Below are 12495 nucleotides of genomic sequence, written 5' to 3' on the forward strand. Positions count from 1 at the left end.
CAGCGCATACGGCGGCCAACGAGATTTGAACGTGTCGTGCGCCGCCAGCGGCGCATTTCCAGCAGCCTGCGGGCTCAACTCCACTTCTCGCGCGCGGGATGCCAGCCGCGCAGCAGCCCCAGCAGCTCCTCGGGCGAGCCGGCCACCACCAGCGACTCGCGGAAGCGGGCATCCAGGAATCCCTTGTCCACCATGGAGTCGACCATCGCCAGCAGCGGCTGCCAGAAACCGCCCACGTCGTAGAGGGCCACCGGCTTGGCATGGAGGCCGAGCTGCTGCCAGGTCCAGGCCTCGAAGAGCTCCTCCAAGGTGCCGATCCCGCCGGGCAGGGCGACGAAGGCGTCGCCGAGCTCGGTCATCCGCTGCTTGCGCTGGTGAATGGTGTCCACCACGTGCAGGTCCGTCAGTCCGGGGTGGGCGAGCTCGCGGTCCAGCAGGTGCTGCGGGATCACGCCGGTCACCAGGCCCCCGGCCGCCAGCGCGGCGTCGGCGACCCGGCCCATCAGGCCGACATGCCCGCCGCCGTAGGCGATGGCGATGCCGTGGTCGGCCAGGTGGGTCGCCAGCTCCGCGACCGCTTCGCCCAGCCGGGCATCGGTTCCGGCGCTGGCCCCGGTGAAGACCGTCACGGTGCGCAGCGGTGAGGCCAGCGCCGGCAGCACCCGGAACTCCAGCATCGGCGCCAGGTCGGCGGGAAGCGGCTCGTCGGGCGAGAGCCAGCGCATCTCCTCGATCTCGGCGGCCACCGTCGGCACCCCCTCCAGCGGGTGGCTGTAGACGGTGGAGAGCAGCGAGTGCCCGGCCTCGTTGGCGGCCTCGGAGCGGAAGCGTCCCACCAGCTCCAGGCGGTCGAGCCGCAGCTCCAGGCCCAGCTCCTCGGCGATCTCGCGCACCGCCGTGCGGTCGGGGGACTCGTCGGCCTCCGGCTTGCCGCCGGGCAGCATGAATCGGGTGGTGCCGCGCTTGCGTACGGTCAGTACCCGGCCCTGGTCGTCGCGCAGGACGACGGCGCTGACGGTGATGGTGGGTCCAGGCATGGGTCTCCTCGAGGTGGCAGGTGGGTGGAAGCAGGGGAGGTCTCAGTCGGTGCCGTGCAGCAGGGATGGCAGCCAGCTGCCGCGCAGCGCCACCAGCACGGTGATGCAGACGGCCAGCAGCACCACAGACAGTGCGATCGCGGCGTCGGGATCCCCCTGCATGGCCAGGTAGACGGCCAGCGGCATGGTCTGGGTGGTGCCGGGGAAGTTGCCGGCGAAGGTGATGGTGGCGCCGAACTCGCCCAGGGCCCGCGCCCAGCACAGCACCAGGCCGGAGACCAGGCTGGGCACCTGCAGTGGCAGGGTGATGTGCCACAGCACCTGGCGTGGGCCGGCGCCCATCGTCTGCGCCGCCTCCTCCAGCTCCCGGTCGCGCTGGCGCAGCGATCCCTCGAAACCTACCACCAGGAAGGGCATGGCGACGAAGACCTGGGCCATCACGACGGCGGCCGTGGTGAAGCCCAGGCGGATCCCGAACCATGCCTCCAGTGGCTGGCCGAGCAGGCCCATCCGTCCGAAGGCCATCAGCAGCGCGACACCGCCCACCACCGGTGGCAGCACCAGCGGCACGGTCACCAGGGCGCGCAGCCAGGTGGCGATGCGCGGCGGGCAGTGCACCAGCAGCCAGGCCAGCGGCACGCCGAGCACCAGGCAGATGAGGGTGGCGACGGCGGAGGTGCCCAGCGAGAGCCCCAGGGCGTGCCCCACGGTGGGGCCCTGGACGATGCTGGCCATGCGTCCCCAGGGGGCGCGGACCAGCAGGGCCAGCAGTGGCAGTGCCAGGAAGGCGGCACCGACGAACCCCACCGCCACCAGCGGCGCGGAGGTGGGCCGCGCACCACGCCGGGTCACGGGAGGAAGCCGTCGGCGGCCAGCACCTTCTGGCCCTGCTCGGACAGGACCAGGTCGACGAAGGCCTGGGCCGTCGCGAGCTGCCGGCTGGAACGCAGGGTCGCGATCGGGTAGCTGGTGCGGGCATTGCGGCCGTCCGGGATCTCGATGCCGCGCACGGATTCGCCGGCGGCCCGCACGTCGGTGACGTAGACGATGCCGGCATCGGCCTCGCCGAGAGCGACCCGGGTGAGCACTGCCTTCACGTCGGGTTCCCAGCTGGAGGGGCTCACCGAGAGGTGGTCGGCCTGGAGCACCTGCTGGCTGGCGGCGCCGCACGGCACCTGGACGTCGCACAGGGCCACGTCCAGACCGGGCCGGGCCAGGTCGTCGAGGCGCGTGACGCGACCTGGGTTGCCGGCCGCGACCACCACCTGCATCTCGTTGCGGGCGAAGGTCACCGGACTGCCGACGGCACCGGCGTGTTCGGCGATGCGCATGGTGGCGGGCGAGGCGGCGGCGAAGACATCGGCCGGGGCGCCCTGCCCGATCTGTGCGGCCAGTGTCGAGGACCCGCCGAAGCTGAACTGCACCGTGCTTCCCGGGTGCTGCTGCTCGAAGATCCGGCCCAGCTCGCTGAAGCTCTCCTTGAGACTGGCCGCGGCGAAGACGGTGATGGTGCGCTGTCCGGTCGAGGCGGCGGGGCTCGCGGGTGCCTCGGCGCCTCCCAGGGGGCTGCACCCGCCCAGCGCGCCGGCCGCCACCAGGGCGGCAGCGCCGGCTGTCACGGGGCGGGGGATGGGCATGGCCCCCATCCAATCGCATGGAGCAAGCGCCGACGAAACGCCGTGGCCCGCCCGATCGTCCCCCTTCCAGCACTGCGCCACATAGTCTCGAGGCATGACACGTCGCCCGGTAGCCCACGCCGCGCTCCTGCGCGCCCTGGCGCCGGTGGCTGCCCTGGGGCTGCTGGCATCGTGCACCGCCCCGGAGCCGCCGGGCGTCCCCTCGCAGCGGCCGGGGGTGAAGGGCGCCGACGTCTCGACGAGCTCGCAGCCGCCGCAGCCCAGCACCTCGCAGTCCGACGACCCGGCACCCCCGCTTGCCGTGAGGTGGAGCCTGGATGACGTGATTCCCGCCACCGACGTGCGCAATGTGGCTGGCCGTGCAGTGCTGGTGGTGAGCAAGGGTGGCGCCTTCGAGCTGCAGGTGCTGGACCTGCGCACCGGCGGGGTGCAGTGGGCACACCGGGTGGGAACTTCGCTGGTGCCCACCTCGGCCCCCATGTCGGTGACGGCCCTGGCCAATCGGCATGTCGCCGTGCTGGAACCGCTGCCCGGCAAGGATGGCCGGGCCCGGATGCGACTGCTCGACGTGGAGCAGGACGGGACGGCGGTCGCCAGCACCGGCATCCACCAGTTCATCAGCTTCCCCCGGCCGTGCGACGACGACTCCGGTTGGGTCTGCGCGAGCGCGTTGAAGGGTAGCGGGGTGGTGCAGTTTCGGCTGTCGGCCACGGGCGGTGCCGTGCAGCGGACCGTGCCGCAGGTGGGGGACAGCTACACCGAGATCGGCCCGCGGGGCATGGTCCGTTTCCTCGACGCAGGCTCACGCCGGCCGACCATCGGAATGCTCTCCGAGGGGAAGTTGCTGTGGAAGAAGCCCGAGCGTGAGCTCTTCGGCTCGATGGTGCCCGAGGAGGGCTGGGTGGTGCGCCAGCAGGGCACCGTGGTCTACGGCACGGTGACCCTGCCCCGTGCCCAGGTGACCGACCCGATGCCGCGCCGGATGGCCAGCTTCGGCCTGGACGGTCGCACCGGGCGGCTGCTGTGGCGCACCACCGGCGCCGACCTGGGATGCAGCGCCCGCCGCGACGTCGAGCTGGTCTGCCAGTGGCAGGCCGGCACGATGCGTCGTGACGGCCGGGTCATCGATGGGCGGATGGTCGTCTCGCGTATCGACCTGCGCACCGGCCAGCCGCTGTGGAGCACCCGCCCCTTCTTCGTGCAGGGCCAGGGGGTGGCCCAGCTGGGCACCAGCGGCGACGGCGTCGTGGTCACCGAGCCGGAGTCGCGCACCCACATCGATGCGGTGACCGGCACCACGCGGCCGGCCACCGCCAGCGACATCACCTGGCACCAGGTGCACACCCGGGTGCCGGAGCCCGTCGTCGAGCCGCGAGGGGACCGTCCCGGGGTGAGCCGCCGTGCCCGGTTGAACCGGCCGGTGCCGGTCTCGGACCCGCTCCGCATCCATGGTCCGCTGCCGCCGGGGGTGGGGGCCCAGTTCGGGCGGACCCAGGTCTTCGCGATGCCGGGACGGGTGGTGGCGGTCCAGCTGCCCTGACGCGTCCGTTCGGCGCGGCGGGGCGTCGCTAGGCTGGCGCCATGCCGCTGCTCCTGCTGGACCTGGACAACACCATCATCGACCGTGCCGCCGCCTTCCGCGGCTGGGCCGTCGACCTCCTCGCCGAACGGGGCGCCGATCCGGGACTGCTGGAAGAGATGGTGCGGGCCGACGGCGACGGCCTGCGCCCCAAGCCCGAGGTGGCCCTCGACCTGCAGTCCCTGCTGGGGTTGGACGAGCAGGAGACGGGATCGATCGTCGCGGTGCTCCGCCAGGGGGTGCTGGACCACGTCAGCGTGGCGCCGGAGGTGGTCGGGGCCCTGGGCCGGGCGAGTGCGGCCGGCTGGACCCCCTTCGTCGTCACCAATGGCGTGGTGCCGCAGCAGGACCTGAAGATCACCCGACTGGGACTGGATGCCCATCTGGCCGGCTGGGTGGTGAGCGATGTGGTGGGTGTGCGCAAGCCCGATCCGCGCATCTTCGACATCGCCGCCGAGCAGGCCGGGCAGTCGCTGGAGGGGGCGTGGATGGTGGGTGATGCCCATGACACCGACATTGCCGGGGCGCAGGCGGCGGGCATCCGGTCGATCTACCTGAGCCGTGGGCGGCAGTGGCCCCAGGGCCAGCCGGAGCCGACGGCCTTCGCCGACTCCTTCGTCGAGGCGATCGAGATCGTGCTGGGCAGCTGAGCCACCCCAGACGTGACGACGGTCCGCGCTGAGCGTCGGGCGCGGACCGTCGTGTGTCTTGGAGGTGTTTGCCGTTCAGGCGGCGATGAGGGTGGGCTTGCTGTATTCGCGGACGGTCTCGGGCGTGGCCAGGAGGACGTCGACGGTGTCCCGGGGGGCGGGGGTGTCGAGGATCCAGAGGGTTGCAGCGCCGGCCCACAGTGCGACGACGAGCAGTACAAGGATGATCGGGGTCATGACATCTCCTGCGGTTCGAGCGGCCTACTGCGCCGTACCTCTGCGATGAGGTGGTCTGACACTAGCGCCTCAGCAAAGCTTCAGGGAAGTAGCTGACACCAAAACTCGGCGTGTCAGGGAACTTTGGTCGGGGGGCGGGATCCCGTGCGTTCAGGCGGCCTCGTGCAGGCTGTCATTGCGGGTGGTCTCATCGCGGTGCGCGAGTGCGGCATCGATGCCGTGGCGGGTGGTGGCGGCCGACTCGCCCAGCACGACGAGGGTGGCGGCGACGACGAGCAGCAGGACGATCAGGGCGAGGGCGATCATGACTTGTTCTCCAAGTAGAAACGACAGTTACTTGTTGCTCCAAGCCCCCGCAAGGAGTTCATTGCTCCGGTGGATCTGCTTCTGTGACGAGGATTCCCCGTGTTTGGATGGCTGGCTTCCCGTCTCTTGCCAGCATGTCATTCCCCGACCGCACGACGCAAATAAAACGGTAAAGTTGGCGAAGATCTTCAGCTCCACGACGTGAAAACCTGATTGTTGCAAGCCACGACAGGATGTAGTCGTGATTGCTGCGCATCGAGCCACTGGCAGGGGCGGGGGCGTTGCCCGGCCGTGTGGGAAGCGCTCGGGTAGTCTCTGGGGTCCCATGCGCCATCCCAGATCAGTGCCCAGCACCACCCCCGCCCGCTGCGCCCACGACCCGGCCGCGCCGGCTTCGACAGGACCCGGCGCATGAGCACCTCTGCCTTCGAGCACATCTCCCCGGCCTGGCCGGGCCGTGCCCCCTGGGGCACGGCCCGCAGCTTGCGCGCCTGGCAGCAGGAGGCCCTCGACACCTACCTGGCCGACGAACCCCGCGACTTCCTCGCCGTCGCCACCCCCGGCGCCGGCAAGACCACCTTCGCCCTGCGCATCGCCGCCGAGCTGCTGCACCGGCGCATCGTCACCCGGATCACCGTCATCGCCCCCACCGAGCACCTCAAGGTGCAGTGGGCAGAGGCCGCCGCCAAGGTGGGCATCAACATCGACCCCGGCTTGGGCGGCTCGATGCGCGGCCGGTCCAAGGAGTACGACGGCATCGCCGTGACCTATGCCGGCGTCGCCGCGCGCGTGCACCACTACCGCGCCCGCACCGAGAACTTCAAGACCCTGGTCATCCTCGACGAGGTGCACCACGCCGGCGACGCGTTGAGCTGGGGCGACGCGATCCAGGAGGCCTTCGAGCCCGCCACCCGGCGCCTGGCCCTGACCGGCACCCCCTTCCGCTCCGACGAGACGCCGATCCCCTTCGTCACCTACGAGGAGCTGCCGTCGGGTGCGCGCCAGTCACGCGCTGACTACACCTACGGCTATGCCGAGGCCCTGCGTGACAATGTCGTGCGTCCGGTGCTCTTCATGGCCTACGGCGGCCCGATGCGCTGGCGCACCAAGGCCGGCGAGGTGCTGGCCGCGAACCTGGGCGAGGCCCTGACCAAGGACCTCACCGCCCACGCCTGGCGCACCGCGCTGGACCCCAAGGGGGAGTGGATGGGGCAGGTGCTGCGCGCCGCCGACATCCGCCTGGGCGAGGTGCGTCGCCACGTCCCCGACGCCGGAGGGCTGGTGATCGCCACCAACCAGACCCAGGCCCGCGCCTACGCCCGGATGCTGCAGCAGATCACCGACGAGAAACCCACCGTCGTGCTCAGCGACGAGATGGGCGCCAGCAAGCGGATCGAGGACTTCAGCGAGGGCACCGGACGCTGGCTCGTCGCCGTGCGCATGGTCAGCGAGGGTGTCGACGTCCCACGCCTGTCGGTGGGGGTCTATGCCACCGCCACCAGCACCCCGCTCTTCTTCGCCCAGGCCATCGGACGCTTCGTGCGCACCCGTCGCCGCGGCGAGGTGGCCACCATCTTCCTGCCGACGGTACCCATCATCCTGTCCCACGCCTCCCACATGGAGGAGCAGCGCGACCACGTGCTCGGCGGCCGCAAGAAGGGCGAGGACGACCTGTTCGCCCAGGAGGAGCTGCTGGTGGAGGCCGCCAACAAGGACCAGAAGGCCTCCGACGACCTCTTCGGCGAGTGGGAGGCGCTGGAGTCGGTGGCCCAGTTCGACCACGTCATGTTCGACTCGCAGCAGTTCGGGCTCAATGCCGAACCCAGCTCCGACGAGGAACGCGACTACCTGGGCCTGCCGGGCCTGCTCGAGCCCGACCAGGTGGCCGACCTGCTCAAGGAGCGGCAGCGCCGCCAGCTCAAGCGGCAGGAGCGCCGCGACCGCAAGGAGAAGGTGCCGCTGGAGGTGAGCCTGCACCGGGCCCTGGAGACCCGCCGCAAGGAGCTCAACTCCCTGGTGAGCCAGTACGCCCGCTCGCGCGGCGTGCCGCACTCCCACATCCACGCCGAGCTGCGGCGCCAGGCCGGTGGCCCGAGCCTGGCGAAGGCCACCACGGACGAGGTCGACGCGAGGATCCGGCTGATCCGCAAGTGGCACAACGGGCGCTGAGCCCCCTGGACCGCCGGCCCCGTCCACAAACCACATCGAGAGCACCCGTTGGTGTCGTGGGCGCAGTGACGACTGCCGTGGGTGTGGTTTGTGGACGACGCGTTGTCCACAGGGGGTCCATCGCGGTGACTTTTTCTGGCCCATCGCCCACACAGTCCTGGCATGGATGGCAATGGTGGCCCCTGCGGGGGCATCTGGACGGCCAAGGACCTCATCGACGCGGGGCTGGGGCAGTCGGCGGTGCGCAGGCTGCTGGTGGAGGGTCGCTTGCGCAGGGTGCGGCGGGGCTGGTACGCGGAACCAGCTGCCGATCCGGCCGTGGTGCGCGCCGTGGCACTCGGCGGTGCTCTGGGCTGTGTGTCCGCCTTGGCCCGGGCGGGGGTGTGGGTGCCGCCCACTTCCGAGGTGCACGTGCGGACCTCGCGGTGGCGGCAGCAGGTGATGCCACCCGGCGTGCTGCGGTGCCCACCTGTGGGAGGGCCGGACGAGGTGCCGGTACAGGCCGTGGACCCGGTGGAGGTGGCGCTGCGCTCGGCATGGTTCTGCCAACCGGACGAGTCGCTGGTCGCGCTGATGGACTCGGTGGTGCACCTGGGACTGCTGCCGGGCGCGCAGCTCGAGGGGATCCTGGGGTCCACGGTCAGGGCGAGGGCGCTGGTCGTCCGCTGCGACCGTGCCGAGTCCGGCACCGAGAGCCGGGTGCGGCTACGGCTGCGCGCCAGGAGGATCCCGTTGCGGCCGCAGGTCTGGGTGACCCCTCGCGACAGGGTGGACCTCCTGGTGGGGGAACGGCTGGTGATCGAGGTCGACAGCCGCGCGCACCACACGGGCGAGGACAACTACCGGTGTGACAGGGACCGGGACCTGCGGCTGAGGGCGTTGGGCTTCATCGTGGTGCGGCTGACCCATGAACAGGTGATGTACCGCTGGGACGAGGTGGAGCCGGCGCTCCTGGCGATGGTTCGCCGCGGGGACCAGTGGTGGGGCGCGCGGCGAGGCGCGGCGTGAGGCCAGGCTTCCGCCACGGCGATCCACAAACCACATCCAGGAGCGCCCTGGGCGCACCAGCCGCACCAGGGGTCCCTCTCGATGTGGTTTGTGGACGAGGACGAGGGCACCCCGGACGCAGCTGTGCCCCTGACCGCTCAGGGCGGGTCCGGGGCACAGGTCCGTGGGATGTGGTGGGGAGTCCTCAGCGCAGCCGCGCGAAGGGCGCGACCGGGGTGGATTCTGCGGCCAGAGCCGGGATCGCCATCAGTGAGGTGGCGGCAAGCAGGGCCACGGCTGCGACTCGGCGACGAAGTCGTAGCTCGGAGTGGGGTTCTGAGCTGGTCTTCATGAATTCGACAGTATGACTCGTCTGCTGGCCTCGCAAGGGCTTGCCGAGGAATCGCGTTCACTTGGCATGCCAAGTGAACGCCCGGGGGCATCGGCGCTGGTCACGGCCCCGGCACCAGACCGGGGCCGTGACCAGCCTCGAGCATCAGTCGAAGCTCACCTGGCGGCCCAGGGTTCCGGTGAGCTGGCGCAGGTAGGCGGTGGACTGCACCGTGGCCAGGTCCTGCTGCACCGAGGCCAGCCGCTGGTCGAGGTGCAGGCGGCGCACCGGACGCGCATTCTCGGCCTTGCGGACGAAGGGTGACAGGTCGGCGATGCCCTGCTTGAGCTGGGCGATGTCGGCGGCCTGCTTGGCACTCAACCGCTGCGCGTACCAACCGGAGTCGAGGACGACCTGGCGGGTGAACAGGGCCCGGAACTCCGGCGAGTCCAGCGTCCAGCCCTTCTCGCTGCGTCCGTGGGCCATGATCTCGAGCAGCGCCCGCAGCGGCGGGGTGGCCAGCTCGATGGTGCCGTCGGCGAAGTAGGTGGTGGCCACCCGCTCATGGGTGGCCACCACCACGTCCACGCTCTCGCAGAAGACGTCCAGGTCCTGCTCCTCGGGCCGCAGCATCTCGGGGGTGAAGACCATGTCCGGGTGCAGGAAGATGCGCCCGAAGTAGGTGGTGGCGAAGAGCTCATTCATCCGGTAGCCCAGCCGGCTGGCCTGGATGGTGCGACCGTCGTGCTCGAAGTCGGCCATCTTCTCCAGGAAGCCGCCGGCCACCAGCGCCTCGGCGCGGCGCTCATCCGGTGTCATGCGGCTGAAGATCTCGGGCACCAGCAGCGAGATGTCGTGGTCGACGCGCACCTTGGGCCCGATCACCCCTGCCGAGCTGAGCCAGCCGTCGGTCTCGGTGAGCACATAGCTGAGCAGTGCGGCGTTGAGGTCGATGATCGAGGGCAGGGCATTGAAGGGCCCCTTGGTCATCGCGCCCTCGCTGCCGGCGCCGGTGGTGGAGGGTGACTTGCCGGTCATGGAACTGATGAACTCCATGAACAGCTCCGGCAGCTCCATGTGGTGCAGCGGGTTGTAGGCGCACAGCGGCGGCACGCCCGGCTCGGCGGCGTTGTTGCGACGCCCGGCGGCCACCACGTGCACCGGCATCCGCAGCGGCTGCGCGGTGTCCACCTTGCGTTCCAGGTGGACGGCCAGGTCGGCTGCGGCGGTGCCCTCGGGATTGGTCAGGTCGGGGCGGCGCTGCAGGTAGCGGGGATTCTTCGAGCGCTTGCCGTCGACGATCCGGGGCTCGGAGGAGATGGCCAGGAAGGACGGGTGGGCGTCGTCGGGCTGTTCGGCGAAGTCGACGATCCGTTGGCGCATCGGCTCGGTGAACAGGCTCAGGCCGGCGGCATCGGCCACGATCTCGCGGGCGCGCTGTCGGGTGATCGGCTCGAAGTTGCTGATGAAGGAGCCGTCACCGGCCATGTCCTTCTCGGTCTGCTTGTCGTAACCGCGGTGGATGGCGTCGTCGGGGCGCTGGAAGAGCAGCTGCTCGCAGTTGCCGACGTACTTGGCGCTCGGCGCCTCAGGCGCGTCCGGGTCGGGCGCCACCACCGAGGCGGTGATGTCGTCTTCGGTCTGCACCTTCATGGCTGGGGAGAAGTCGGGCCGCAGGCTGAACAGGCGCCATCCGCCGTCGGACTCGAAGCCGACGCGCAGCATGTTGACCATGATGTCCACACCGTCGAGGCGCAGCGCATTGCCCTGGCGGCCGTTGATGCGTCCGACGGTGAAGTGACTGCGCCAGTCGTCGCCCCATTCGGGCTTGTAGTAGCGCTTGACGGTGAAGACCAGTTCACTGATGTGGGCGGGGATGGTCGACAGCCACTGGTTGTACTCGTCGGTGTACTCCTCGCGGCGGGTGAGCAGCTTGATCACCGAGCCCAGCGAGCGGTCGGCCGACAGCAGCGGGCGGGTGTCGTGGGCGGCCTCGTCGCGGAAGCGCTGCGAGTAGTCGTGCTCGAGCAGGGCCTGCACCTGGTCCATGTCGTGCTCGAAGTCGGCCACATAGGCCTGGCCGAAGACGAAGGCGTCGAGCAGGCTCTTGCTGATCTCGCTCTTGCCGCCGCCCGAGACGGTGGCGGGCTTGTGCAACTGGGTGGACCAGGGCGAGGTGCCGATCAGGTGCCACTGGGTGGCGTCGGCATCGCGCTGCTTGGCGTGCACCCGGTAGCCGTTCGGAGCCAGGTAGGTGACGCCGGCCAGCAGTTGGGTGCTGCCCTCGCTGCCGTCGGGATTGGTCCAGCTGACCGTCTGGGTGCGCATCGAGTAGCTGGCCTTGCCGGGAACCACCACCAGGTGCGGCTGCTGCAGGTCGATGGCGTGGCCTGCGGGCTGCATCTCGAAGCGCTCCGGGTTGCGGGCCACCACGTCGGCGACGGTGTAGTCGTCGGGGGTGAAGGTGTCGCGCCACTCCTGGCCGAGGTTGTAGGCGGGGAAGGCCAAGGCGCCGCCGGAGTGCTCCTCCTCGGCCAGGCCGAAGAGGTTGGCCGAGTAGGAGATCTGGGTCTTGACCTCCTTCTTGCAGTAGCCGAAGTAGTTGTCGGCGATGACGGTGACGATCACGCCGCGTTCATCGCGGGCGCACACCTTGAAGGCCTGGCCGCCGTTGTAGCACTCGTCCTCGCGCTCCCAGCACATGCCGTCGCGCTGCTGGCGCTCGGTGGCCTGGCTGACGTGCGGCAGCCCGAGCTGCTTCTTGGTGAGGGTGCGCAGGTGCGGTGCGAGGATGACGGCGCCGGTGGTGCCGGTCCATCCCTGCGGGTCGAGCGAGGCGTCGTTCTCGGGCAGGTAGGGGTCTCTGCCGTTGCCGAAGATGCCTTCGACGAAGTCGAGGTTGGAGACCAGGCCGCCGGGCGCGATGAAGCGCACCTCCATGGTGCGTTCGCGGGTGGAGCCGGGCACTGCAGGCACGACGAGCGGGCGCAGCATCAGCGAGACGAAGCAGGCGGCCTTGCGGTTCTGGTTGGCGGTGAAGGGCAGCTGCAGGTCGGCCTCGGGCGGCTGGAAGGCGGCCTCGAGCAGGCGGGCGAAGACCTCGACGGGCACGGCCAGCTTGTCGTCCTGGATGGGCAGGCCGCCCTCGGCGACGTGGAAGACGCCGGCGGTGGTGCGGCGGTCGTTGGCGGGATTGTGCAGCACGCCATTGGCCAGGCGGTAGGAGGAGAGCAGTTCGGAGCAGAACTGGTCGCCGTCGTGGGGCAGGCTCAGGGCGCGGGCCAGGCCGGGGGTGTCGAGGACGAGGGTGCTGTGGGGCAGCTGCGGCTGGATGCCAGTGACCGAGAGGTAGTCGTCGAGGAAGGCCTGGATGCGCATGTCGGCGGCGCACAGGCGCTCGCCGAGGCGTCGGGAGAGCTCGCGTTGGCGGGCGATGATGGGAGCGACGAGCTCCCCACCGCGCAGCCCCTCCTCCTGGGTGGCCAGGGGGAGACCGAGCAGTGCCAGGCGCAGGTTGATTGCGGCGATCTCTTGGGCGGGGATGGTGGTGGTCATGACTCCA

The 12495-nt window shown here is 70.5% G+C and carries 11 protein-coding genes; 4 read left to right on the plus strand and 7 right to left on the minus strand.

The genetic code is table 11. From position 1 onward, the window contains the following. Nucleotides 1-74: 74 nt before the first annotated feature. Genes ACYVKA_RS04850 through modA form a run of 3 tightly spaced genes read right to left on the minus strand, consistent with a single transcriptional unit; the run spans nt 75 to nt 2674 of the window. The gene (locus ACYVKA_RS04850) at nt 75-1037 is read right to left on the minus strand and encodes a TIGR00730 family Rossman fold protein (protein WP_460703419.1); all 963 of its coding nucleotides are present in this window, start codon (nt 1035-1037) and stop codon (nt 75-77) included. Between the two features lie 42 nt (nt 1038-1079). After that, a complete protein-coding gene (locus ACYVKA_RS04855; protein ID WP_460703421.1) occupies nt 1080-1889 on the minus strand; it encodes an ABC transporter permease in 810 nt (269 codons plus the stop codon). Further along, on the minus strand, nt 1886-2674 hold the full coding sequence (gene modA / locus ACYVKA_RS04860; RefSeq protein WP_460703423.1) for a molybdate ABC transporter substrate-binding protein: 789 nt from the start codon (nt 2672-2674) through the stop codon (nt 1886-1888). The genes ACYVKA_RS04855 and modA overlap by 4 nt, the downstream gene beginning before the upstream one ends. A gap of 94 nt (nt 2675-2768) precedes the next feature. Between modA and ACYVKA_RS04865 the strand changes: the two genes are divergently transcribed. Together ACYVKA_RS04865 and ACYVKA_RS04870 are read left to right on the plus strand one after the other, a co-directional pair. Beyond that, nucleotides 2769-4214 carry a hypothetical protein gene (locus ACYVKA_RS04865; protein ID WP_460703425.1) on the plus strand — a complete coding sequence of 482 codons (1446 nt, stop codon included), beginning with the start codon at nt 2769-2771 and terminating at the stop codon, nt 4212-4214. Between the two features lie 41 nt (nt 4215-4255). After that, the gene (locus tag ACYVKA_RS04870; protein ID WP_460703427.1) at nt 4256-4903 is read left to right on the plus strand and encodes an HAD family hydrolase; all 648 of its coding nucleotides are present in this window, start codon (nt 4256-4258) and stop codon (nt 4901-4903) included. A 75-nt stretch (nt 4904-4978) separates the two neighbouring features. On the opposite strand, the gene ACYVKA_RS04875 is transcribed toward ACYVKA_RS04870, so the two are convergent. Together ACYVKA_RS04875 and ACYVKA_RS04880 are read right to left on the minus strand one after the other, a co-directional pair. Then, a complete protein-coding gene (locus ACYVKA_RS04875; protein WP_394276557.1) occupies nt 4979-5140 on the minus strand; it encodes a hypothetical protein in 162 nt (53 codons plus the stop codon). Between the two features lie 150 nt (nt 5141-5290). Further along, nucleotides 5291-5446, minus strand: coding sequence for a hypothetical protein (locus tag ACYVKA_RS04880; RefSeq protein ID WP_394276556.1), 156 nt, complete (start codon nt 5444-5446; stop codon nt 5291-5293). Nucleotides 5447-5857: 411 nt separating this feature from the next. Between ACYVKA_RS04880 and ACYVKA_RS04885 the strand changes: the two genes are divergently transcribed. Next, complete coding sequence (locus ACYVKA_RS04885) at nt 5858-7615, plus strand: DEAD/DEAH box helicase (RefSeq protein WP_394276555.1); 1758 nt, start codon at nt 5858-5860, stop codon at nt 7613-7615. 162 nt (nt 7616-7777) lie between these two features. Next, entirely contained in the window at nt 7778-8623 is an 846-nt protein-coding gene (locus ACYVKA_RS04890; protein WP_460703429.1) for a type IV toxin-antitoxin system AbiEi family antitoxin domain-containing protein, read from the plus strand. A gap of 184 nt (nt 8624-8807) precedes the next feature. Here the strand turns inward: ACYVKA_RS04890 and ACYVKA_RS04895 are convergent, their stop codons facing one another. Then, the gene (locus tag ACYVKA_RS04895) at nt 8808-8954 is read right to left on the minus strand and encodes a hypothetical protein (protein WP_394276553.1); all 147 of its coding nucleotides are present in this window, start codon (nt 8952-8954) and stop codon (nt 8808-8810) included. Between the two features lie 144 nt (nt 8955-9098). Next, nucleotides 9099-12488: a hypothetical protein gene (locus ACYVKA_RS04900; protein WP_460703431.1), complete on the minus strand. Its 3390-nt coding sequence runs from the start codon at nt 12486-12488 to the stop codon at nt 9099-9101. Nucleotides 12489-12495 lie beyond the last annotated feature (7 nt).

The sequence above is a fragment of the Luteococcus sediminum genome, assembly GCF_054783495.1.

Bases quoted from the DNA above. Each gene is read 5' to 3' on its own strand.
- ACYVKA_RS04875 (WP_394276557.1), bottom strand. From the start codon at position 5,140: ATGACCCCGATCATCCTTGTACTGCTCGTCGTCGCACTGTGGGCCGGC.
- modA (WP_460703423.1), bottom strand. From the start codon at position 2,674: ATGCCCATCCCCCGCCCCGTGACAGCCGGCGCTGCCGCCCTGGTGGCG.
- ACYVKA_RS04890 (WP_460703429.1), top strand. From the start codon at position 7,778: ATGGATGGCAATGGTGGCCCCTGCGGGGGCATCTGGACGGCCAAGGAC.
- ACYVKA_RS04865 (WP_460703425.1), top strand. From the start codon at position 2,769: ATGACACGTCGCCCGGTAGCCCACGCCGCGCTCCTGCGCGCCCTGGCG.
- ACYVKA_RS04850 (WP_460703419.1), bottom strand. From the start codon at position 1,037: ATGCCTGGACCCACCATCACCGTCAGCGCCGTCGTCCTGCGCGACGAC.
- ACYVKA_RS04880 (WP_394276556.1), bottom strand. From the start codon at position 5,446: ATGATCGCCCTCGCCCTGATCGTCCTGCTGCTCGTCGTCGCCGCCACC.
- ACYVKA_RS04900 (WP_460703431.1), bottom strand. From the start codon at position 12,488: ATGACCACCACCATCCCCGCCCAAGAGATCGCCGCAATCAACCTGCGC.
- ACYVKA_RS04885 (WP_394276555.1), top strand. From the start codon at position 5,858: ATGAGCACCTCTGCCTTCGAGCACATCTCCCCGGCCTGGCCGGGCCGT.
- ACYVKA_RS04870 (WP_460703427.1), top strand. From the start codon at position 4,256: ATGCCGCTGCTCCTGCTGGACCTGGACAACACCATCATCGACCGTGCC.
- ACYVKA_RS04895 (WP_394276553.1), bottom strand. From the start codon at position 8,954: ATGAAGACCAGCTCAGAACCCCACTCCGAGCTACGACTTCGTCGCCGA.